This is a genomic window from Flagellimonas abyssi, assembly GCF_019457905.1.
Taxonomy (GTDB): Bacteria; Bacteroidota; Bacteroidia; order Flavobacteriales; family Flavobacteriaceae; genus Flagellimonas; species Flagellimonas abyssi.
The window spans coordinates 22,727-46,935 of the sequence record NZ_JAHZSV010000001.1 but is presented as its reverse complement, the minus strand read 5'-3'; the positions used below and the strand labels follow the sequence as shown (position 1 = coordinate 46,935).

General features: G+C 42.3%; 19 protein-coding genes. 4 read left to right on the top strand and 15 right to left on the bottom strand.

Annotation, left to right across the window (positions count from 1 at the left end; all coding sequences use genetic code 11):
* Window positions 1–26 precede the first annotated feature (26 nt).
* The 5 genes from ilvD to K1F36_RS00200 all read right to left on the bottom strand — a co-directional run bounded on the left by ilvD (window position 27) and on the right by K1F36_RS00200 (window position 5,568).
* The gene (ilvD, locus tag K1F36_RS00220; protein ID WP_220111999.1) at window positions 27–1,703 is read right to left on the bottom strand and encodes a dihydroxy-acid dehydratase; all 1,677 of its coding nucleotides are present in this window, start codon (window positions 1,701–1,703) and stop codon (window positions 27–29) included.
* 361 nt (window positions 1,704–2,064) lie between these two features.
* A complete protein-coding gene (locus tag K1F36_RS00215; RefSeq protein ID WP_220111998.1) occupies window positions 2,065–2,904 on the bottom strand; it encodes a 5-oxoprolinase subunit C family protein in 840 nt (279 codons plus the stop codon).
* Window positions 2,897–3,631, bottom strand: coding sequence for a 5-oxoprolinase subunit PxpB (gene pxpB, locus K1F36_RS00210; protein WP_220111997.1), 735 nt, complete (start codon window positions 3,629–3,631; stop codon window positions 2,897–2,899). Before pxpB ends, K1F36_RS00215 begins: the two co-directional genes overlap by 8 nt.
* Complete coding sequence (gene pxpA, locus K1F36_RS00205) at window positions 3,628–4,371, bottom strand: 5-oxoprolinase subunit PxpA (protein ID WP_220111996.1); 744 nt, start codon at window positions 4,369–4,371, stop codon at window positions 3,628–3,630. Before pxpA ends, pxpB begins: the two co-directional genes overlap by 4 nt.
* On the bottom strand, window positions 4,372–5,568 hold the full coding sequence (locus K1F36_RS00200; protein ID WP_220111995.1) for an Nramp family divalent metal transporter: 1,197 nt from the start codon (window positions 5,566–5,568) through the stop codon (window positions 4,372–4,374).
* A gap of 178 nt (window positions 5,569–5,746) precedes the next feature.
* On the opposite strand from K1F36_RS00200, the gene K1F36_RS00195 reads away from it, so the two are divergent.
* Window positions 5,747–6,190: a hypothetical protein gene (locus tag K1F36_RS00195; protein WP_220111994.1), complete on the top strand. Its 444-nt coding sequence runs from the start codon at window positions 5,747–5,749 to the stop codon at window positions 6,188–6,190.
* Here the strand turns inward: K1F36_RS00195 and K1F36_RS00190 are convergent.
* Window positions 6,187–6,597 (bottom strand): hypothetical protein, encoded by a 411-nt coding sequence (locus K1F36_RS00190; RefSeq protein ID WP_220111993.1) that lies wholly within the window; start codon window positions 6,595–6,597, stop codon window positions 6,187–6,189. The two genes, K1F36_RS00195 and K1F36_RS00190, sit on opposite strands and share 4 nt — an antisense overlap.
* A gap of 211 nt (window positions 6,598–6,808) precedes the next feature.
* Here K1F36_RS00190 and K1F36_RS00185 point away from each other — a divergent pair, with 211 nt between their 5' ends.
* Entirely contained in the window at window positions 6,809–8,236 is a 1,428-nt protein-coding gene (locus tag K1F36_RS00185; RefSeq protein WP_220111992.1) for a M20 family peptidase, read from the top strand.
* A 14-nt stretch (window positions 8,237–8,250) separates the two neighbouring features.
* On the top strand, window positions 8,251–8,790 hold the full coding sequence (locus tag K1F36_RS00180) for a hypothetical protein (RefSeq protein ID WP_220111991.1): 540 nt from the start codon (window positions 8,251–8,253) through the stop codon (window positions 8,788–8,790).
* A 142-nt stretch (window positions 8,791–8,932) separates the two neighbouring features.
* Here K1F36_RS00180 and K1F36_RS00175 read toward each other — a convergent pair whose 3' ends face one another.
* From K1F36_RS00175 to K1F36_RS00150, 6 genes are all read right to left on the bottom strand, one after another.
* On the bottom strand, window positions 8,933–10,468 hold the full coding sequence (locus K1F36_RS00175; protein ID WP_220111990.1) for a YifB family Mg chelatase-like AAA ATPase: 1,536 nt from the start codon (window positions 10,466–10,468) through the stop codon (window positions 8,933–8,935).
* A gap of 105 nt (window positions 10,469–10,573) precedes the next feature.
* Window positions 10,574–12,961 carry a penicillin acylase family protein gene (locus tag K1F36_RS00170; protein ID WP_220111989.1) on the bottom strand — a complete coding sequence of 796 codons (2,388 nt, stop codon included), beginning with the start codon at window positions 12,959–12,961 and terminating at the stop codon, window positions 10,574–10,576.
* A gap of 80 nt (window positions 12,962–13,041) precedes the next feature.
* Window positions 13,042–15,030: a protein-disulfide reductase DsbD family protein gene (locus K1F36_RS00165; RefSeq protein WP_220111988.1), complete on the bottom strand. Its 1,989-nt coding sequence runs from the start codon at window positions 15,028–15,030 to the stop codon at window positions 13,042–13,044.
* Window positions 15,018–16,325, bottom strand: coding sequence for a tRNA lysidine(34) synthetase TilS (gene tilS / locus K1F36_RS00160; protein ID WP_220111987.1), 1,308 nt, complete (start codon window positions 16,323–16,325; stop codon window positions 15,018–15,020). The genes K1F36_RS00165 and tilS overlap by 13 nt, the downstream gene beginning before the upstream one ends.
* Before the next feature lie 333 nt (window positions 16,326–16,658).
* Entirely contained in the window at window positions 16,659–17,948 is a 1,290-nt protein-coding gene (locus K1F36_RS00155; RefSeq protein WP_220111986.1) for an anthranilate synthase component I family protein, read from the bottom strand.
* A gap of 3 nt (window positions 17,949–17,951) precedes the next feature.
* Window positions 17,952–18,488 carry an NADPH-dependent FMN reductase gene (locus K1F36_RS00150; RefSeq protein ID WP_220111985.1) on the bottom strand — a complete coding sequence of 179 codons (537 nt, stop codon included), beginning with the start codon at window positions 18,486–18,488 and terminating at the stop codon, window positions 17,952–17,954.
* Between the two features lie 130 nt (window positions 18,489–18,618).
* Between K1F36_RS00150 and K1F36_RS00145 the strand changes: the two genes are divergently transcribed.
* On the top strand, window positions 18,619–19,815 hold the full coding sequence (locus K1F36_RS00145; protein WP_220111984.1) for a heparan-alpha-glucosaminide N-acetyltransferase domain-containing protein: 1,197 nt from the start codon (window positions 18,619–18,621) through the stop codon (window positions 19,813–19,815).
* A 58-nt stretch (window positions 19,816–19,873) separates the two neighbouring features.
* On the opposite strand, the gene lpdA is transcribed toward K1F36_RS00145, so the two are convergent.
* From lpdA to K1F36_RS00130, 3 genes are all read right to left on the bottom strand, one after another.
* Window positions 19,874–21,277: a dihydrolipoyl dehydrogenase gene (gene lpdA, locus K1F36_RS00140; RefSeq protein ID WP_220111983.1), complete on the bottom strand. Its 1,404-nt coding sequence runs from the start codon at window positions 21,275–21,277 to the stop codon at window positions 19,874–19,876.
* Between the two features lie 332 nt (window positions 21,278–21,609).
* Window positions 21,610–23,307, bottom strand: a complete 1,698-nt coding sequence (locus K1F36_RS00135) for a BspA family leucine-rich repeat surface protein (protein WP_220111982.1) — start codon at window positions 23,305–23,307, stop codon at window positions 21,610–21,612.
* Window positions 23,308–23,712: 405 nt separating this feature from the next.
* Window positions 23,713–24,171, bottom strand: a complete 459-nt coding sequence (locus K1F36_RS00130; protein ID WP_166248207.1) for an Lrp/AsnC family transcriptional regulator — start codon at window positions 24,169–24,171, stop codon at window positions 23,713–23,715.
* Window positions 24,172–24,209: the final 38 nt, after the last annotated feature.

Genomic DNA, 24,209 nt, shown 5'->3' with positions numbered 1-24,209 from the left:
TTAGGGAGATACCCCTATCATAATTGTTAAAACAAATCGGTAACACAGCCTTTTGCTGCAGATGATACCGTTTTGGCGTATTTGTACAAGCTTCCCGACTTTATTTTAAGTTCAGGTTGCTTCCATTCTTTTCTTCGTTGTTCGAACTCTTCGTCCGAAATATTAATATTGATGGTATTGTTTACCGCATCAATGGTGATTTCATCGCCATTTTTTACCAAGGCGATGCCCCCACCTACTTGTGCTTCGGGGGAAACGTGACCCACAACAAATCCGTGGGAACCACCGGAGAACCTTCCATCGGTAATCAGGGCCACATCCTTTCCAAGGCCTGCGCCCATAATGGCGGAGGTAGGCTTCAACATTTCGGGCATTCCCGGAGCTCCTTTTGGCCCCTCGTAACGGATGACCACCACATCCCCTTTTTGGACCTTGCCTGTGTGGATGCCTTCGTTCACCGCTGTTTCGCTGTCAAAAACACGGGCAGTTCCTGTGAATTCCAGTCCTTCTTTCCCTGTGATTTTGGCCACGGCACCTTCGGAAGCTAGGTTTCCATATAATATACGAATATGTCCCGTCTCCTTAATAGGTTGCTCCTTTTTTCTTATGATATCCTGCCCTTCTTGTAAATCCGGTGCATCCAATAGGTTTTCCGCCAAGGTTTTTCCAGTGACCGTCATACAATCACCGTGAAGCATACCTTCCTTCAACATATATTTCAATACCGCAGGAACCCCTCCCACCTTGTGTAGGTCTTCCATCAAATATTTTCCACTTGGTTTTAAATCGGCCAACAATGGCGTCGACTCACTGATTCTTGTGATGTCCTCCAAGGTAAAGTCCACTTCAGCAGCGTGCGCAATGGCCATAAAGTGAAGCACCGCATTGGTAGAGCCACCAAGCACGGTCACCAACCTAAAGGCATTTTCCAATGCTTTTTTGGTAACAATGTCTCTTGGTTTAATATCTTCTTTCAATAAATGATACAGTGCCGCTCCCGATGCTTCACAATCTGCTTGTTTTTTATCGTTAACCGCCGGAATGGACGAGTTGAACGGCATGGACATTCCCATGGCCTCAATGGCAGATGCCATAGTGTTTGCAGTGTACATACCCCCGCAGGCGCCGGCTCCCGGACACGCTTTGTGAATGACTTCCTTATATTCTTTTTCATCTATCGCTCCAGCAACTTTTTGTCCGTAAGCCTCAAAAGCGGAGATGATATCGAGTTTTTTATTGTTATGGCAACCTGGCGCAATGGTTCCGCCATATACCAAAATGGACGGACGGTTCAATCGCAGTTGCGCCATTAGGGCACCGGGCATATTTTTATCGCATCCTACCACAGTGACCAACCCATCGTAGCTCATCGCTTGGATCACGGTTTCAATGGAATCTGCAATAATATCCCTTGAAGGCAAGGAATATCGCATTCCTGGTGTTCCGTTGGAGATTCCATCGCTGACCCCAATGGTGTTGAAAATAAGGCCGACCAAATTGGAAGACTCCACTCCTTTTTTCACTTCGAGGGCCAAATCATTTAAGTGCATGTTGCAGGGGTTTCCCTCGTAGCCCGTACTCGCTATTCCGATTAGGGGTTTTTGTAAATCTTCGTCTGTGAGCCCAATCGCGTGCAACATGGCCTGGGCGGCAGGCAGCGTGGGGTCCTGTGTTACTTTTTTGCTAAACTTGTTCAATTCCATTATCAAATTTCATTCAAATACAGTATTCTTCTGAATTTATACCGTAATTCAAAGATATATGTTTAAAATACCCTAGATTTTTAACAGTTGTTCGCTGTTTAAATCCACTGGAAACATAATAAACATAATTTACTGTATTTCAGTTTTTTAGATTGATTAAAATTCCAATATTCAATTAATTTTATTGTAATAAAAAAGGCCTGTATCGTGTGGGATACAGGCCTTTTTAAGTCAATTGCAAGTCCGTATCACTCCATTTCTGGAATAATCACGACCTCGACAATGACTTGTTTATTTCTTTTCATATTGTAATGGTACGAAAAATATTATGAATTTAGAATCAAGAATTAGAATATGTTTCTCAAACCAGTTTAAACTTCAACTCATCCCCATACTTTTTCTGGGCCAATATAGATATGGATTCCTCGCTCAATTGAAGTATACGGGGATACCCTCCTGTGGTCTGGCCATCCTTCATTAAAATGATCATTCGGCCTGCTGGTGTCAATTGTATAGTTCCCGGCAAGGTTCCAGAGGTCAGCATGGAATGGGAATGTCCGGTAATCAATTCGGAGAGCTGATAGGCCATTCGGTTGTTTTCTTTGGAAACGGTATACGGTTTGGCAAAAATCTCTGTAAGCTGGCCATCGGATAAAAGAGAAAACTCAGGCCCTTTATAGACCTTTAAAATATTATTTTCGAAATGTTCTTCAATTTTCACCTCTGAGATTTTTGGTTCATAGTTCTTGGTTTCGCTGTATGGCACCTCATCACCATCTTTAAGTCGTGCCGATTTTGTAACAGGATAAAACTGTGAGCGACTATCGAGCACCTTTTTGGTCTGAAAACCGCCCTTTATAGCGATATATCCTCTAAAACCTAATTCCAATCGGCCGTAGGACAAAATATCTCCCTTTCCAATTTTGATGACTGAGTAATTATCTATCGGCTCATTGTTCAAAGTGGCCACAATATGGGCTCCGGACAAACTTATATATGTGTCCGTATCAAATTGGAGGGTTGGCCCGGTCATGGTTATTTCAAGAACCGCATCATTTTCATCATTTTCCAATAGCAGATTGGCTTTCTTTACCGATTCCACATCCATGGCTCCTGCAATCGGCACTCCAATATCTCTGTGACCGTACCTTCCTAAATCCTGAACGGTCGTATAAAGTCCGGGTTTTAAAACTTTAAGCATTCAGTACAACTTTTTCGGGTTCGTAAATACCTACTTCGCCTTCAATCTTATGGAGTTTATACTCTGCTTTGGAGATGCGCTCAAACTGTATCTTATCCCCTACTTTTACAAAACAAGGGTCGTCCTTCATCGGGTTGAATAAATCAACGGGGCAATTCCCGATAATGTTCCATCCCCCGGGAGAATCCTGCGGATAAATGCCGGTTTGCTTACTGGCCAAGCCTACGGAACCTTTCTGCACTTTTAATCGTGGTTCTGCCCTGCGTGGAATTTCCAAAGTTGATGGAAGTCCGCCCAAGTACATAAATCCGGGCAAAAACCCGATGCCGTACACCACATATTGGTGCGATGTGTGCTGCTCAATAAGTTCTTTGACCGATAAACCTAATGTTTTGGAGGCCTCTTCAATGTCCATTCCGAATTCGAGGTCATAGCACACGGGTAATGTCCATAAATGTTGTATGCGCTCTGTTTTGGATTTGGCCTGCTTTTCGTGGCACTCCAGAATCATGTTTTTGGTCTCCTCAAAATCAATATGGTCTTGGTTATAGACCATGGTCAAGGAATTATAGGCCACGGACATTTCCCAATCTGGAATTTCCAGTTCTTTGAAAGCATCCATAAAATCGAGGATGTCCGCTAAAATGGATTCACTCACCTTTTCGGGCCATTCTACTAAAACGGCTCGTTCTCCGAAAGGCTTAATGCTAATGGGGTAACTTTTCATTTTTGTATCCGCACCTGGTTTTGGGGTAATTGTTTAGAAAGATACATTAATATTTTTAAGGCAGAAACTGTATCGCCGTGTATGCAAAGGGTGTCCGCCTGAATATTTAAGGATTGGCCTTGCACCGATAACACTTCTCCCTTTTTGATGATGGGCAAAATATGTTCCAATACCGCTTCCGGGTCTTCAATTAGCGCATTTTTATCTTTTCTGGAGACCAGTGAAAGGTCGGAATTGTAATTTCGGTCCGCAAAGGCTTCAAACCAAATTTTAAATCCACGCTCTTCTGCCATTCTTGCTATTATGGAATCAAAAGGAACATAAAGAATGGTCTTTTCTTTATAATCGGCAATGGCGTCCAAATATACTTTGGCCAAATTATCGTTCATTGCAGTCTGATTATACAATGCTCCGTGGGCTTTGATGTGATGCAGGCTGACTTCCGTCTTTTTCAATACTTCATCAAAAACCGACAATTGCTGCCTAATACTATGTATTAGATCTTGGTTGGAAATATCCATCACTTCCCTGCCAAAATTGGCTTTATCGGGGTATGATGGGTGCGCGCCCACTTTAAGTTGATGCTTTTTGGCCAGTGAAGCTACTCCCAACATGGTTTCCTTGTCACCAGCGTGGCCTCCACAAGCAATATTGCAAGAACTTATAAACGGGAAAATATTAGCCTCATTGTCCACACCCTCACCTACATCACAATTAATATCAATAGTGAATTTATGCATCTAAAACAGTCCGATTACTTTAAAAATACTTTTTGCGCCCAAAAATATCGTGAACAGCACAATGGCCGCACCAAATGCATTCTGGACCAGGGAATTTTTGTTTTCGCCCATTACGGATTTCTTATTTACCACCCATAAAAGCAACAAGGCCATTACGGGGAGCAAAATGCCATTGGCGACTTGGGCAAACTGGATGACCTCGATGGGTTTAATATCAAAGGAAAGAAATAGGACGCCGCACAAAAGCACAATGGCCCATACCATTTTAAACTTTTTATTCTGCATGCCACCTTCCCATCCAAAGCAACTACTGGCCACATAGGCTGCGGCCAAAGGAGCGGTAATGGCCGATGTGATTCCTGCCGCCAAAAGCCCGATGGCCATGAACAAAAACGCCATTTTTCCAAAAAGAGGCTCCAAGGCCTTGGCCATATCCAATGCATTGTTGATTTCTGATATTGGCGCTGCCGAAGCTGTGATCAGTATGGCCATGGATACCAACCCTCCCAATCCAATGGAAACAATGGTGTCCCATTGCACTGCTTTTAGATCGGTTTTGGAATTCCATTTTTCCTTGACCAATGAAGCATGCAAGAAAAGGTTATAAGGCACCACCGTAGTTCCCACTAGGGCAACGACCGTAAGCAATCCATTTTCAGGCAACCTTGGAATGAACATTCCTTTGAATATTTCAGAAATCGATGGTTGAACCATAACGGCACAAATCACAAAACTGACCCCCATAACACCAACAAGTCCAACGAATATCTTTTCCAAAATCTTGTAGCTACTGAACCATAGCAATAGAAATATGATGCTCCCGATAATGGTCGGCAAAAAGGGTCTCAGTTCCGGTTGGGGCAACAATTGTTCAAGTCCCAAAGTTGCACCTCCAATATTACCGGCTTCGTAGGCTGCGTTGCCCACCAAAATAGCACCCAAAACAATGGCAATCACAAAATTTTTGACCCACCGGGTCTTAAGTTCTGTCCTAACGACATCCACAAGACCGCTTTGGGTCACTAAGCCGATTCTGCCCGCCATGCCCTGCAATACGATGGTCGCCAATACAGATACGAGCAAGGCCCACAGCAGGGCGTATCCAAAGTTTGTTCCCGCCAAGGTACACATCGTAATGGTTCCAGGACCCACGAATGCTGCAGCTACCAACACTCCCGGACCTATTTTATTGAACATGGGCACTATATTTAAAACGATGAATTTAAAAGATATCTTAACAAAAAATGCATTTCATCCAAAAAAAGGCAATTCGTATAAAAGTGGGGTGCCGTACGTCGAATTTTTATACTATTTCAAAAATCTCAAAGTTATAATAATCCCAAATCATACTTTGACATAAACTTGACTAAAACTAATGAAATGTAAGGATTGCGGCAAAGATATTAGCCCCCAACAGTTTAAGGCCTCAAAAGAAGCTTTAGGTGTAGCGCTTTGCGAACGACATACACGACTTATCAAAAAGGTGATTCTAGACAATGATACCCCAATTGATGCGGTCCATTTATTTTACGCCCTAAAAGATGCCGGTGTTCACCCCATGTTGGAATGGTGGGATGGTAAAAAATCAGTGGATATTGCCATTTCCAGGGTCAAATTAAATATTGAAATCGACAGGAATTACAATATGATCACGCATGAGCAGGCCATAAACGACCTAGAGGATGCAATGCACTCCTTTAAAAACGGTTTTACCACCGTTAGAATTCCTCATCTTGCGGTTAAATATTATTTGGAAGAGACGGTAGAGAATATTTTAGGCATCATATCCGGACTTAAGGCAAATATCAAGGCGATTTAATTTGAAAAGTGCATGTTGCTCTTTTTTTCCACAGTCTTGTATTCAAGGATATTGATGACAATGGCGTACTCGCCGATGTTCTCTAGATCATTGATGTAATTTTTTCCTCTATTTTCGAAGTAATCGGCATCTCCCTGATTCAGTTTGATCATGTCAATTTTACCATTTCCATAACGCGTGATTACAAGGCCTCCGGTGGTGCACACCCATCCATAATTGGTATTGTGCCTTCTAAAATCAAGCCTTTCGCCGGGTAAAAGTCTGAGGTCCCAAAGTTTAACGCTCTCGTTCTCGAATACCAATTGGTCCGTTAACGACTCTTTGATTTTTTGATGTAGCAACTCATCAATCTTCTCCTGCTCCCAAGGGTCAAAATTGCCCATTGGGTTCAACTCCACACATTGCATTCCTGTACTTTCTTTTAAAAACGGCGCAAATATAGATTTTAAAATACTTAAAAACAGTAGATTAAGTAATGTTTAACGTAATCCATGAACATTCGTCCAATTAAACCGATTTAATTGACAATTTGATCAATCACAGTAGATTAAATTATTTTTTTCTTATCGATTGCTTAGCGATTTTTATCTAATTTGGAGGCATCAACCATAACCGACCATGAAAAAAATTCTCCTTGCCATTCTGGCTATCATTGTGATTCTTATCGCCGTACTGACAATCAACACCTTTTCCCTTACATCAAAACAAGTTGCTTCGGAACCTTTGGAAGCAATGGATTTCCCTGAAGGTGCATTTCAAAATCTATCAAAAGCCATACAGTTCAGAACCATCTCCTTGAGTGAGGATGCCATCCCCGATTCTACTGCGTTCAACGGCTTTCATCAGTTCTTAAAAGAAACCTATCCTCTCCTGCACCAGAACCTCGTTTTGGAGAAAATAAACGATTATAGCCTGCTCTACAAATGGGAAGGTTCCGACCCGTCACAAAAACCTATTGTATTGCTTTCCCATCAAGATGTGGTTCCTGTGGACCAACCCACCCTATCCGAATGGGAGGCGGGACCATTCGAAGGGGCTATCACGGACACCCACATTATCGGTAGGGGCACTCTGGATGACAAAAGCTCCTTGATGGCCCTTATGGAATCCGTAGAAATGTTGTTGAAAGAATCCTTTGTGCCAAAGCAAACCATTTATCTGGCGTTTGGACATGATGAGGAACTTGGAGGTGGAAACGGCGCAAAGGCTATTGCAGCATACCTGAAAAATAAAGGCGTCCATACCGCCATGACCTTGGACGAAGGTGGGTTTTTAGCAGAAAATATGGTTCCCGATTTTGACAAGACCGTCGCTATGGTCAATTTGGCGGAAAAAGGCTATGCTTCATTTCAACTTATTGTAAAAACCAGCGGGGGCCATAGTTCGGCACCGCCGGAAAACAACACCCTTGGCATGCTGGCCCAGGCCATTGTGGATTTAGAGAACAATCAGCGTCCCTATAAACTGGTAAAGCCCATCGATTATCAATTCGAATATATGGGTGCCGAAATGCCCTTTTTCAAAAAAATGGCATTTGCCAACCCATGGCTTTTCAAAGGCCCTGTCCTAAAGGCTTTGAACGCACATACCACTACGTCGCCCACCATAATAGAAGGCGGGGTCAAGGACAATGTGATTCCCACGGTGGGCAAAGCCACTATTAATTTTAGGATATTGCCCGGTGAGACCATTGAATCGGTTAAGGAACATATCAAAAAAACCGTTGGGGATGGAATCGAGGTTGAACTGAATGGCTTTGCCACAAACCCTTCCCCTGTTTCCGGAATAGATTCCGATGCCTTCAAAAACCTTGAAAAAACCATACGCTCCGTGTTTCCCGAAGCCGTTGTGGTGCCGGGCCTGATAGGTGGCGGTACGGATGCCAGATACTTTTATGATGTATCCGATGATGTGTACAGGTTCTACCCTATTCGAATAGGTCCGGACAGTATGACAAGATTCCATGGGATCGATGAAAAAATTGCGAAAGATAACTATAAGGAAATGATTGTTTTTACCTACAACTTGATCAAAAGGTTCGATTAAAATCAAATTTACATATGAAAAACATTGGAATCGTTATTACTTTGATGCTTACACTAAGTGTTGCAATTGCTAATGCGGGTAACCCTAAAAACGATACAAACGGTAAAATTGAAACTCCAAATGATTCGTTAAGACTAGCAGAACTAAATAATTTTTGGGCCGAGGTTTCGAGAACTGTAAATGAGGGGGACTTTGAAGGCTATAAAGCTACCTACCATGAAGATGCGGTTGTTGTATTTACAACTGGTGAAAACAAAGGATCCGTACCTATTGCAAAGGCGCTACTAAATTGGAAGCAAGGTTTCACAGACACCAAGACAGGAAAAACACAGAATAGTGTGGAATTCCGTTTTTCACAGCGAATAGGTGACGAAACTACCGCACATGAAACAGGAATTTTTGCTTACCAATCCAACAATGGGACTGGTAACGCCAATCAAAAACAATTCGTACATTTTGATGCCCTACTGATAAAACGCAATAAAGCTTGGTTGTTGGTAATGGAATATCAAAAATCCAAAGCAACTGAAGAAGAGTGGAACTTATTGGAATAATCTTGCAATCCTTACTAAAAAACAACATACGTTTTAAGATATAAGATTGTACAACAAACTTCGGAATACCATACCATGGCACATGTAAGTTTGTGAAGCGGAAAAACTATTCGAAGTGGTTAATAAGGTAAAGTATCCTTTATCACCCCAACCAGCCTTCTCTGTCCAGACTCCGGTACTGAATGGCTTCCGATATATGGTTTTCCACTACCCCTTCAATACCCTCTAAATCTGCAATGGTACGTGCCACTTTCAAAATTCTGTCGTAAGCTCTGGCCGACAAATTCAGTCGTTGCATCGCTTCTTTCAAGAGATATTTAGAGGATTCGTTGAGTTTACAGAACTCCCTAATATGCTTAGTACCCATTTGGGCATTGTAATGAATTCCTTCAATCTTTTTGAATCTTCGGGTCTGTAACTGGCGTGCCGCCTCTACTTGTTCCCTGATAATGGCACTGCTCTCCCCTTTTCGTTCCTCGGACAATTTATCAAAAGGGACCGGGGTCACTTCAATGTGGATATCGATCCTATCCAATAATGGTCCGGATATCTTGCCCAAATAACGTTGCATTTCAGCCGGTGAGGAAGTGACCGGCGCATCTGGGTCGTTAAAATAGCCCCCTGGGCTCGGGTTCATACTGGCCACCAGCATAAAACTGCTAGGGTATGTTACCGTAAACTGGGCCCTGGCTATAGTAACCTCTCTATCCTCTATCGGTTGTCGCATAACTTCGAGCACACGGCGTTCAAACTCGGGCAGTTCGTCCAAGAACAGAACACCGTTATGTGCCAACGAAATCTCGCCTGGCTGCGGATAACTGCCTCCTCCTACCAAGGCAGCGCTGCTAATGGTATGGTGAGGGCTTCTAAACGGTCTTTGGCTCATCAACCCCCTATTCTTTACCTTTCCGACAACACTGTGGATTTTGGTAGTTTCCAGTGCTTCGTGAAGTGTCATTGGAGGCAGAATGGAAGGCAACCTTTTGGCCAGCATGGTCTTTCCCGCACCCGGTGGACCTATCAAGATGACGTTGTGGCCTCCGGCAGCAGCAATTTCCATACATCTTTTAATACTCTCCTGCCCTTTTACATCTGAAAAATCAAACTCGGGAAAGCTCAGGTGTTCATAAAATTCCTGTCGGGTATCCACCACCGTTTGTTCCAAAGGTGCATCGGTATCAAAAAAGTCGATTACCTCTTTTATGTTCTCGACCCCATATACTTTCAGTCCATTTACCACCGCTGCTTCATTCGCGTTTTCTTTGGGCAGTATAAACCCCTCAAAACCTTCCTCTTTTGCTTTGATGGCAATGGGCAAAGCGCCTTTTATCGGTTGCAGGCTCCCATCCAAAGACAGCTCCCCCATAATTAAATACTTGTCGATATTTTCGGAACGAATCTGATTGGATGCGGTTAAAATACCGATGGCCAGTGTCAAATCATAGGCAGAACCTTCCTTTCTTAGGTCGGCAGGTGCCATATTGATGGTGATTTTTTTTCCGGGAATGCGATACCCGTTATTCTGAAGAGCCGCAGCTATCCTAAAATTGCTTTCTTTAATGGCGTTATCCGGCAATCCAACCAAATGATAACCAATACCCTTATCTATATTGACCTCTACAACAATTGTTGTTGCTTCGATTCCAAAAACGGCACTTCCGTAAACTTTTATAAGCATATAACCTTTCTAATTGAAAAAGGCTAAGAAAATAGCCAATCTCCAATCAAAAAAATCAATGGTTTGACGATACCCTTATTTGAATTGACGAATGCCCCTTTTGAATTAACGAAAGATCAAAACAGATGCAGCAGTTTCTTCAATTTCCTTCTTGTTCATCATCATTTTACGGAACTCTCCGTTGACATACATCTGTGCTTGATCATCGTAATGTTTGCTCAGGGGGTTACCGGATTGCCCGGTCGGCAAAATACTGATGCTGTTCTCGATATCGGAGAAATCTATGATTCTACGGGTCGAAGGTCCTGAATTCACCTTATAGAAACCGGTGCTGTCGTAAGGAAAAGCAAGATTGTTTATTACCTCACGTGTACCTTCTACAGGGAATGGCCCCACATTGAAGTATTTTCTCAAGGATGCCACTTGGCCAAAGGGGTGCCCATGTTCCAAAGTATGTACCTTGTCCCAAGTCCACTGGCTAGTATCCTCTCCAAAGTCTTTAATCAATGATTCCCATGTCTGAGCGAACGACATCAACACGATATCCTGCCTTGTTTCCACTACATCTGGAGTGTTGACGTTGTCCCACCATTTTCCGGATTTCATACTGGAGCCCCAAGCTATCTGTCTCTTAAATAGATGTGTGGACAAGAATTGTTTGAACATTTCTGGGCCCAATTCGTCTTCCATGGTATTCTTTACCATAAAATATAGTGTCCTGTGATATATCACCGGGCTAATGGATTTGAGCCTATATTCCCCATTCCAATTTTTCATGGAGTCCAAAAGCACCAATTGTTCATTGTTCAAATTTGAAACATCGAACAATTTAATCAACTCGGTGACCACATCCGTGTTCACTGGAGAGGTAACATCCAATATCATCTCAGAAATGGATTCCCTGTCCCAATCATCTTTAGCGTCCAATAACTGCACAATCCGCTTGGCACGGTTTTCAGGCAAATAATAACCAGGATAGAGCATCCCTGCAATGGAGTCGGGCTGGTTATTGGCAGAATACACATAGTTCCATGGTGGATTCTCGGCCATGGGATTCTCTGAAAAGTCCAAATAGCGCAATGGCTCTTCTTTGCCTGATGTGCCATCCAAAATAAACTTGGTGGACAGAATGTCCGGCATCTCGTAAAGCTTGGCGGTGGCCCACCATGCCACATTTCCTTGGGCATCACCATACATTACATTGAGTCCCGGTGCATGAATATTGGGCAAAGCGTTTTTAAACTCTTTCATATTGCTTGCATGGCTCAATCCGTATAAGGCATGCATCACCATATTCTTGGGTTTGGTATATATCCAAGACATGGCAACTGGTTTTTCCTCCGAAATTTGGTCAGCTATATTGTTTAAGACAGGCCCGTGATGTGTTTTCTTGTAAGTAAACGATACATCCTCACCATCTTTTACTTTGATGGTTTTATTTACAAATTCATAGTCCTTCCATCCTTCTGCTGTTTTGTATTTGGTACTATCGGATGGGTGGGTTTCTTCATAATAAAAATCGATGTCGTCGTTCTCGAACATGGTGAGTCCGTACGCCAGATTTCTGTTGTGTCCCAATAAAGGAAATGGAACTCCTGCCAAATGATACCCGTACTTTTCATAGGTTGGGGTACTTATGTGGGCCTCATACCAAACCGAAGGTTGTGCAAACCCAATGTGAGGGTCGTTGGCCAAAATCACCTTTCCATTTTTAGTTTTTTGCGGAGCAATCACCCAACTGTTGCTTCCTTCGAATTGCGGAATGGGTAGCTTGCTTAAGGCTGTATTCACACTTGCGGTAATATTTGTACCGAGAGTATCGGTAACTTCTCCTTTAAAATTTTTAATCCATACAGTAGAGGTATCCGAACTTATGGCCAAGTCCTTCATGTACTCGTCCCCCAATTTGTTGCGCATACTTGTCAACAAAGGGTCTGTTTTGTGGGCCATGGCAAAACTGAATGCCATATATCCCACCGCATTGTACACATCTTCAATGGTAAAGGGCTCCTTATCGATGCCGGTCAAATAAAACTCTATGGGAGTCGGTCCCTGTTTTAGAAATTCATTGACTCCATCCAGATAGGCTTCGGCGAGCACAATGGTTTCACTATCGGTAGCAAGACTAGCAACAGTTTCTTTTGTGTGATCGGCAATGCCCAGAGAGAGAAAAAACTTGTCAGTTCCAATCATATCCTTCCCAAAAACCTCAGAAAGTCTTCCTTTGGCCACCCTTCGCAACAACTCCATTTGCCATAATCTGTCCTGAGCATGAACATAACCCAATGCCTTCAATGCATCAGCCTCGTTCTCGGCATAAATATGAGGAATTCCATAGGAGTCAAAATAAGTGGTTACCTCATTGGAAATACCTGGCAGTTTTTTTTCACCGCTATAGTCTGGTTTTAGGGAATTTAAGAATATAGCAATACCTATAATTACAAGTAGAAGGAATCCTGCAAGAACAAGAAGAATCTTTTTGTACGTTTTCACGAAGATGGGTTAAGTCAATTAGTACTCTAAGGTATAATTAATTTCTTAGATGACTTTAATAAAATATTGACAAATATCAACTATTTGATCATGGAAAGATGGTGTTTTTCCAAGCCTGACTTTAACCATTTCTCATAGGTTTCAACGTCAACATATTGTACCGCTTCGTTAAGAATTTCAAGATTTGGAGAAAGCAATACATAATAGGGTTGGGATGCGGCATTAAAATTAATGGTCTGGAACGTCCCCCATTTTTGGCCAATCGTCTGGATGGATTTCACCCGTCCAGAGTCATATTTAAAATCGAACTGCTCGGATTCAGGCAGTTCTTTTCTATCATCAACATAAAGTGAAATCAACACATAATCTTCCTTTAAAATGGGGTAAATATTGGAATCGCTCCACACATTTTCCTCCATTTTTCTACAATTTACACAGGCCCAGCCCGTAAAATCGAGTAAAATAGGCTTGTTTACTTCTTGCGCGTAAGCCACGCCTTTTTCAAAATCTTTATAGCAATCCAACCCTAACGGACAATCGCTCTCTGTTTCTACCACACTGTAAAAACTTGGTGGCGGGAACCCGCTCAACAATTTTAATGGTGTAATATTGAACAATCCGAGTACCAAATACACCGTGAAGGCAAAACTCAATAAACCAAATCCTTTTCGGGCCGTTGAGAGATTCTTTTTGGGTCCATCATGCGGAAACCTAAAAATTCCGAATAGGTAAAGTGTCATCAAAACAAATAGCACTACCCAGATACCAATAAAAATTTCTCGTTTAAAAATGCCCCAGTTCCCCACCAAATCTGCGTTGGATAAGAATTTGAAGGCGAGTGCCAATTCCAAGAACCCAAGCACCACTTTTACGGTCGTCATCCAACCACCAGATTTTGGCAACGAATTTAACCAAGCTGGAAACATGGCAAACAAAGCAAACGGAAGCGCCAATGCCAAACCAAAACCAACCATTCCCGAGGTTAAGTTGGTGGCCACGTTCCCTTCAGCCAAGGTTGTACTTCCTAAAAGACCTCCCAAAATGGGTCCTGTACAAGAAAATGATACTATGGCCAGCGTCAAGGCCATAAAAAAGATACCCAATCCCCCTCCTACTTTGGACGAGGCCGAATCCATTTTGTTCGCCCAAGAACTGGGCAACGTCAATTCATAGTAGCCAAAGAATGAAAAGGCAAAGAATACAAAAATGACAAAGAAGAACACGTTCAACCAGATATTGGTGGCGATGGTGTTCAAAATTTGCGAGTCCACCGAATTGAACAAATGGAACGGTAAGCTCAACAAGAAATAAATCAAAACGATAAAGAAACCGTAGAGCAAGGCGTTTACTATTCCTTTGGATTTATTCTGGGTCTGCTTGGTGAAAAAAGACACCGTCAAAGGAATCATAGGGAACACGCAGGGCGTCAACAAGGCTATTAATCCCCCGATAAAACCCAATCCAAAAATCATCCACAGATTGGACCTTCCTTCAGAATCCGTAACTCCGTTTTGATTCAAAAGATTCTTGTTCTTAAAATTAACCTTAAGTGATTCACCCAGGGCAACGCTCCGTTCGTCCAGAGCTGCCTCTTCTGCAACAAACCCTGTTCCGTCCAACGAAATCTGGAACAGTTCGTCAACAGGAATGCAAACCTCCTTGCAGATTTGGTAGAACAAATTCACAGAAATCTGGTTGACATCCGGGTCGAGAAGTTTAATTTTTTGGGTGAATATGGCCTCTTCTTTGAAAAAAGTTTCATCTACCTCAAAAATTTCGCTGTATTCTATGATTGTTTCACTTTCCTGCGTTTTACCTACCAGCTCGTAATCCTCACCGGATTTTTTAAAAGTAAATTCGCTGGGCAAAGAACCACCTTCATCCGTATACTGTGAATAGATGTGCCACCCATCCATAATTTTTGCCTTGAACACCAATTCGTATTCGGTATCGGACAATTTATGCACCTCATGGCTCCAAACTGCGGGGTTCTTATCAGTTTGGGCAAATGTGCTCAAATTGATGAGCAATAATCCTAAAAAGAGAAGCGATAATTTTATTTTAGCCATGAAATCTTTACTATTTTTCGGGTTGATTCCTCAACCTTGAACCTTTCGTCAGCGCGCTTGCCTACAATCCAGACAATTTTATCGCCTGAACAAAGCAACCATTGCTTTTCTTTTGAAATGAGGTCCATTTTTTCATCCTTGAAAAATTTGGACAACTTTTTTTTTCCTTGCATCCCAAAAGGATAAAAATAGTCGCCTTTTTCCCAGTTTCTTAACACCAACGGAAAGATTAACTTTTCCATATCCAAAAATACGACATTTTGTGTCTGTTTTTCAAAGGATTCTACCTCTTCTAACTGTATTTTAATGGGCAATCCATCCGAAGTTTTATCCAAATGAAGGTTATACGTTCCTTTTATTTCAGGAATGATTTCAGCAAGAATCAAGAAATCCCTGTTCTTAAGAAGTCGATGGGTCTTGGAAAAGACTTGTTTGCCACTCTCGGCCGTCAATAAATCCTTCACATCGTTCCACTCGGTAAATCCATAACTATGTAACAATCCATAAATATAAGCGTCCAAGGGATTTAACTGCTGAAGCTCGGCAATTGGAATTGCAACAGCCCCATCTCGTTGACGAAACAATTTTGATTTTAATTCTTCCAAATAATTGTGTGCCAAATCGCTCGTCTGCCTTAAAAAATGTTGGGTATGCTGAAAGTTTTGAAGAAATGTTGGATTGAGTTCCTTTACGATAGGAACTATTTGATGACGAATCTTGTTACGAAGGTATTTGATACTCGCATTGCTACTGTCTTCCCGCCACTCCTTACCTTCCAAGGTGGCAAATTCCAAAATTTCTTCCCGTGAAAAGGACAATAACGGTCGCACAATGTTCCCGTTCATCTTAGGAATGCCCGAAAGCCCTTGAATACCTGTTCCTCGGGATAAATTGATGAGAAAAGTTTCCAAACTATCATCCGCATGGTGGGCCGTCAGCACATAATCGTATCCCTTGGATGTCAACAGTTCATCAAACCACTGGTAGCGCAATTCCCTGGCGGCCATTTGCACGGATAAACGCTTTGTTTTGGCTTCTTGTTCCGTATTGAACTGCTTCACAAAACATTCTACCCCTAATTGTGATGCCAAATCAGCTACAAAGGTCTCGTCCCCTTCACTTTCTGCGCCTCGAAGCGAAAAATTGCAATGTGCTATGGCAAAATCAAATTTTGAAGCAGCGCATAAATGAGTTAAAACAACGCTGTCAAGTCCTCCACTGCAGGCCACTAAAAGTTTTTTCTCTTTGAGAAATGGCAAGCTTTTTACAATGTGCTCATTGAATTTTTGGACCATGATGCGAATTTACAAATAAACCCTAAGCCTTACGGCTAGGTTATATTGTTAGTATGTTTCTGAGTTATTGTGTTTTTCTATCCGTGTATGAGGTTGAATTGATACTTGATAGCATCTTTAAATCCGTCCTTATGTCCAACGGCGGAGTGGTCTTGGTACTTTTTCTCTTGCACTTCATTCTTTTCTCTTTTTGACACCAATTCCACAAATCCTCCCGAATGTTTTTTATCGATTTTGACGTTTGAACTTTTACACCTGCATACTGATTACTGAGTTATCTGTTTATAGGTCTGTGTTCTTTTATCCAAAAGCGCAGCGGTCTTGTTTCCTTACCTATGTTTCTCTTTCCTCCAAAACCGTTCGCATTGCTTTAGCTTTCAGCAAACATTCCTTATACTCCCTTTCTGGGTCGGATTTAGCTGTAATGGCACTGCCTACGGAAAAGGACACATATTTATTGCTTGCATTGTACAGAATACTGCGAATCACGACATTGAAATCAAAATCACCATTTGGTGAAAAATAACCTACCGCTCCGCTGTACAGACCTCGTTTGGTTTCCTCCAATTCCTCGATGATTTTCATTGCGGAAATTTTTGGAGCTCCGGTCATACTTCCCATTGGAAAAGTTTCTTTGATTAATTCCAGCGGATATTTATCCTTAGGCACGTTTGAAACTATTGTGGAAATAAGTTGATGTACTTGCTTAAAAGTATAGGGGTTACAAAGTTCCTCTACTCGCACCGAACCCTTTATTGCACTCTTGGACAAATCATTCCGAACCAAATCGGTGATCATAATATTTTCGGAGCGTTCTTTTTCATCTTGAGCTAAATCTCTTTTGAATTTTTCATCTTCCCGCTCATCATCACCTCTCCTTGCAGTTCCCTTTATGGGTTGTGAAATTACTTTTTGTCCTTGCTTTTTTAAATATCGTTCAGGCGAAGCGCACATCAAATAGTTATCGTTGAGGCGTGCAAAAGCGGCAAACGGCGGTTCCGATATGCCATTCAACTTTTGATAGGTCTCCCATGGATTGATGGTAGCATCTTCGGCATAAAACTCTTGACAAAAGTTGGCTTCATAAATATCTCCTCTGTGAATATGTTCCAAAAAACGATGGGCCTTTTCAAAATAAGCATCCTTGTGAATCCTCATTTTTATTTTGATAGCATCTTGTGGCTCGGGCGGCAATTGTAAAGGGACAAAATCTCTGATTTCTTCAAAATCCGCTTCAATTTCCTGAGCAACCTCATTCAAATAAATGAAATGAAGCTCATCATTTTCTACCCGGATAACCTTTAACGGCTGAAAAAACTGCACCGCCGGAAACCCGAGACCGTCAAAATTATTTGAGGTCAAGTCCTCCAACTCGTTCTTTACATCGTATGAAAAGTAACCAAATAGCCAATCTTTTTCGTTTTCTAAAAAATCGTGGAGCGTTTTAGTGATTTCAAATTTTTGAGATGCGCCAACCGCTAAACAGGCTTCAAAACTGGAATATCGGTCCTGATGGGAATTGCTGTCCAGCCAAACGGCCGTTTCAAATTGTTTGGACCACCAAAAAAGCGCCTCTTTACTTTGTAAAAGGGATTTTATCTTAAAGGAGCGATGCGTCCGCAATAGTTATGAGTTTAGGGAATCCAAAAATGTATCCAGCGCCTGTTGGTGTTCAATCTGCAGGGTCTTGTCCAAAATACCATCATCACCAAAATTCTCATAAAAAGAGGGCAATGAAAAGCTCGCTGTTATTTCCGCTCCAAATCTTGGCAGCATACCTTCAATCACTGTAAAAGAACCTTTTGCGCCACGTCTGCCGCCCGATGTGGACATCAAAAACACCTTGGTGCCTTCCAAAAAATTACGGTCCATGCGGGACAACCAATCCAATACATTCTTAAAATATGCAGACGGATTGCCATTATGCTCGTTTACGGACAAAATAAGTGCATCCGAACTGTTGATTTTTGCTTTCAAATCCTGTAAGGAATCAGCATATCCATCTGATTTCTCCAAATCTTCACTAAACATGGGAAATGCATGTTCTGACATGTTTAGGAGTTGAATATCATGCTGTTGAACCAAGGAAACGGTAAATTTCACCAATCTAAAATTGATAGAAGTGGAAGAATTACTCCCCCCTAATGCCAAAATTGCAGCCATATCATGGAATTGTTGATTGTTTCGCTAAAATACCCCAATTGGAAGTTAGATGCGACTATTTTGCATATTTTTGATGCGGCCAACATCTAAACTACTTGCTAAACAAGTATATAGGGTGAATCAAATACAAATGACTGCAAAGACTGACAGACTATTTTTTGTGGATGCCATGCGTGCATGGGCAATTTTGATGATGCTGCAAGGACATTTTATAGATGGCCTACTAGACCCTGTTTTTAGGGATGCCGGCAACACGACCTATAACATCTGGTTATATTTTAGGGGGATAACTGCTCCCGTGTTTTTTACGGTTTCCGGTTTTATTTTTACCTACCTATTGATTCGGGTTCCACAAAGTGGTATGGAAAACCCAAGGGTGGCCAAGGGAATCAGACGTGGGATACAATTACTGCTCATTGGCTATTTGCTTCGAATGAATCTTGGAGGATTATTTAAAGGAGAAATTTATGATTCTTTCTATCTGGTAGATGTTCTCCACTGTATTGGTCTATCTATTTTGGGACTTATAGGTGTTTATGTACTGACTGCAAAAAAGAAAAGCTATGTTTTTCCGACTGTTCTTGTGATCATCACATTGGTGCTTTTCCTGTTCGAAAGGGTTTACAAGGATTGGTCCTTTGCATTTTTGCCCGACTTTTTGGCAAATTACTTTACAAAGTCCAACGGTTCTGTATTTACCATCATACCCTGGTTCGGCTACACCACTATTGGGGCATTTGTATCCGTGCTCTTTACCAGATTCAAAAATTATAGATATTTATACCCTGTCGCTATTTCCATAGCATTGGCAGTAGGTTATCTGTTGATTTATCAATCGTCCAATTTCTTTGAAATCGTTTACGAAAGAACTGGGTTCAATTTTCTCAAACAACTGCTCACCAACAACTACCTATTTATTCGGTTGGGCGATGTTTTTGTAGTTTTTGCCGTGTTTATGGTACTCCGCAGATTAATGACCAACAAGACTGTTTTGAAAATCGGAGCAAGTACTTTGTCCATCTATGTGATTCACTTTGTTATCCTTTATGGCAGTCTTACAGGCTTGGGGCTCTATCGGTTCTTTCACCATTCACTTTCTCCCGAGATCGTGGTTCCCGGTGCACTTGCATTTATGATTACGTGCACATGGTTGGCCCTTCAATACAACAAGTACGAATTGGGCATCAAAACACAGATTTCTACAGGTCTTGCGTTCATCAAAACCCAGGCAATCGAACTAAAAGAAATATCCATTCCGGTACTTCGAGAAGTTTTTATCCGTGTTCGTATTTTTCTAAGACGCGTTTTCCGAACTGTCAGGAGCTAAAAAAAGCATCCAATCCTAAGACTGAATGCTTTTAGTATAAATCGTTCTGATTTTCTATCTACACATGCAATGCCCTATCATCCGTAGCGGCCAACGCAGCTTCCTTAACGGCTTCGGCAAAGGTTGGGTGTGCATGGCTCATACGTGAAATGTCTTCGGCAGATGCCCGGAACTCCATAGCAGTAACACCTTCGGCAATCAAATCGGCACAACGTGCACCAATCATATGGATACCTAGAACCTCATCTGTCTTTTTATCAGCAAGGATTTTTACAAAACCATCCAAATCCATACTGGCACGGGACCTTCCTAGTGCCCTCATTGGAAACTGACCTGATTTATATTCCACGCCTTCTTCCTTCAATTGCTCCTCTGTTTTGCCCACAGCGGCAACTTCCGGCCAGGTGTAGACCACTCCCGGAATCAAATTGTAATCGATATGTGGTTTCTGTCCCGCTAAAATTTCAGCGACCATGGTACCCTCTTCTTCGGCTTTGTGGGCCAACATGGCTCCTTTTACCACATCGCCAATGGCGTAAATGTTGGACACATTGGTCTGTAGATGTTCGTTTACCTCTACTCTACCCCTATCGTCCAATTTTACTCCCGCTGCTTCAGCGTCCAATCCATCGGTGTAGGGCTTACGACCCACACTTACCAAACAGTAATCACCTTTAATGGTGACTTCCCCTCCTTTTTTGTCGTCGGCTTTTACGATGACCTCATCACCTTTACGCTCCACGGATTTTACTTTGTGGGACAGGTTGAACTTTACTTTTTGTTTCTTCATCACCTTGGTCAGCTCTTTGGACAATGCACCGTCCATTCCTGGGATTATGCGGTCCATATACTCCACTACGGTTACATCGGCACCCAAGCGCTTGTATACTTGGCCCAGTTCCAATCCAATGACACCGCCTCCAATAACAATCAGGTGTTTTGGGATTTCTCTCAGCTTTAAAGCTTCGGTAGAAGTGATCACGCGCTCCTTGTCAATTTCAATAAATGGCAAGGACGATGGTTTGGAGCCAGTTGCTATAATTATATTTTTAGCTTCAATGGTCTCCTCTCCGCCCTCTTTTGCAATGTTGATGTGCGTGGCATCTTTAAAGCTACCTACACCGTGGTACACATCAATTTTATTTTTGTCCATCAAAAACTCGATGCCCTTGGTGGTCTGGTCCACAACGCCTTGTTTACGGGCAATCATTTGCTCCAAGTTTACTTTGATCTCACCCGGTATATCGATACCGTGTTCCTCGAAATGCTTTACGGCATCCTCGTAGTGGTGCGATGAGTCCAACAGTGCCTTGGACGGGATACAGCCTACGTTAAGACAGGTTCCGCCAAGGGTGGCATACTTTTCTATAATTGCGGTTTTCATTCCCAATTGGGCACATCGAATGGCCGCCACATAGCCTCCTGGTCCAGAGCCGATGATGGCTACATCATATTGATTCATATGGTATTGTTTGTAAGGATAATTGCTAAAAAACTGTGTTTTTGTAAAAACAAGTGTAAAAATACGAATGTTTTTCGGGACAGTACCAAGGAATTATGTGGGATTGTTGGGTTGATGGAGGTTTGATTGAATGGGTCAAGGGTGATGGGTAAAAGGTAAAGGATTGAATGGGTGTGAACATTTAGATAATTCGGTTGTTGGTTGATTGCTCATTGTTAACTGCTTACTGACTTCCAACTTCTAAAATCTAAATACTAACATTTCATATCTAATTATAAAAAAACCGGAAAAGCACGTGGCCCCTCCGGTTTGTAATTGCTGATTCTTATTTTTTAATCGCAGGGTTTCACACCATCTGAAATAATAGCCCAGTTATTGGGCGCATTAGTAAGAGTTATAAAAGCATTGATTCCATCATCATCGTCTAAACAGAGATACAAACCCTCCGCTCCTAAAATGATATTTGACTTTACCCCTGGAGCTGCCCAACCGATCAAAGTGTTGGAAAAGTTGAGAGGCGACATATTACTATCATCGAACATATTTTCCATCATTATTACACTGCTGATATCCCAACTACCCAAATCCTGATCAAACGATACAGCTCCATCGAACATGAACGTCATGCTCTTTATGTTGGCAGTGTTCCATCCACTAATATCCCCATTAAACGAGGTAGCATCCAGAAACATAGCAATAACGTTTTGCACTTTAGTTAGGTCGGGGAGATCCATGGCATTGTATACCATATTACTACATTGGGCAAAAGTAGCTTCAAAATTTTCCCATTCTATTTTTCCCCATTGCTCTATACTCAACAAACGAGACTCAAAACCCTGATCTGCATTAACTATACTAAAATAAGGAATTTGACCCTGAATAGCCACGGTATAGGTGCCTGCCGTCTCGTACTCATGCTGTATACTAAAACTATCAGGAACCTCATTAATATCAATAGTTTCCACGATACCATCGCCCCAGTCAACAGTAAAATTGTATTCGTAGTCAACAGAAATGTAAAACCCTATTTCCTCTCCATTAGCCTCTGTTTGCCAAGTAGTGATAAAAGAGGTCGGGTCTTCTACCATACTATCAATAACGTTCTGGACAGTTATGGTAATGGTGGCCTCCACGGTCTCCTCACCATCTGTAGCGCTAACCGTAAGGCTGTGAGAAGTCTCTGTTTCATAATCCAATGCTTTGCCTTCGGCAAGTGTCAACACACCAGCATCCGAGATATCAAACAGTTCGCTGTCGGCAATACTAAAGGTCAAGGTGTCGTTATCGGGGTCAGTGGCCACTACCTGCCCTATTTCATCTGCATTCGTAATACTTTCTGAAACCACAAATTCCTGATCCTCCATCAAAGGGGATTGGTTGTCAGGGTCACCTTCCAGAACATTTATAGGGACCTTGGCCTCTGTAATAGTGCTCCCATCGGATGCCCCTATGGTAATTTCGTGCTCCGTTGCAGATTCAAAATCAAGGCTTTTGCCCTCGGCAAGGGTCAATATTCCCTTTTCTGTTATATAGAACAGGTTGTTGTCGTTGGCAACAATGTTAAAGGTAAGTTCGCCCCCTTCGGGATCCGTGGCCTGGATCTGTCCTATTTCGTCCGTATCCGTAATGGTCTGTTCAACGCTGAATTCCTGATTTTCCATTACAGGGGATTTATTCTCCGTATCAGCTTTTGTAACGATAAACGTACCAGTACTGGTCGCGGTATTTCCACTCACACTAACGGAAATCTTGGCCGTTGTTGCTCCTGTAGGTACGTTCACAACTATCTTGGTGGCCGTAGCAGTAACAACACTGGCCGCTACCGAACCAAACTTAACTGCATTGTCGGCAGCGATGGTGGAGAAATTGGTTCCTGTAATGGTAACCACTGTGCCCACTGTGCCCGTTTTGGGGTCGAAATCAGTTATGGTAGGTTTGCTCTGTACTGGCGGAGTAGCTGGGCCATCGTCCTTGCCACAAGACCAAAGGATGGCCATGGCCAACAACACCGAAAAAAGTATCTTTTTCATAATCTTAAAATTTTAGTTATTAAAAAATCAAGATAAATTCGGGAGTTCTCGTGAGGTTTTTGCCCACCAATTGACCGATGCCCCTTTTGGGTTGACGGATGAGGGGTTTGGGTTGATGGGGTTTGGTTGAAAGGGTAAAAGGTGAAGGGATAGTTGGTTTTTGGAAGTTGGATGGTTTAGGGCTGTTCTGTTATTTGGTTATTGGTAATTGTTCATTATCAACTGCCCACTGACTTCTGCCCACTGACTTCTGACTTCTGATCGTTAATTGTCGTCCTATGTCTTATGTCTTGGCTCTTGATTATTTGGTGATTCGGTTATTGGTAATTGTTCATTGTAAACTGCCAACTGCCCACTGACTCCTGACTCCTGACTCCTGACTCCTGACTCCTGACTCTTAAAAAACTAAATATGAACCGAAGGGCTGTTCTTCACCTCGTTGATCACAAAAGAGCTTTGCGTGTTGCCGATATTGGCAATGGCGGTAAGTTTGGTGAGCATAAATTCGCGGTAGCTCTTCATGTCCTTTACGAAGATTTTAAGGATATAGTCGTAGTCCCCACCCACATGAAAGCACTCGGATACTTCCTTAAGCTGCAGTACCTCGCGCTCGAACTTTATCACATTTTCCTTGGTGTGCTGTACCAACCGTATTTGGCAAAGTACCATAAAATCACGGCCCACCTTCACCTTGTCCACCAAGGCGGTGTACTGGGTGATCACCCCGTTGCGTTCCAGTCGGCGAATACGCTCGTAAACGGCGGTCTTGGACAAATGCAAAGCATCCGCATATTGTTTGGTGGTCTTTTTACTGTCCTTTTGCAGCAGCCTGATCAATTCAATGTCCACGTTATCCAATTTCATACCGACTATTTTTCTATGGTGAACCGCTAAATTCCAAT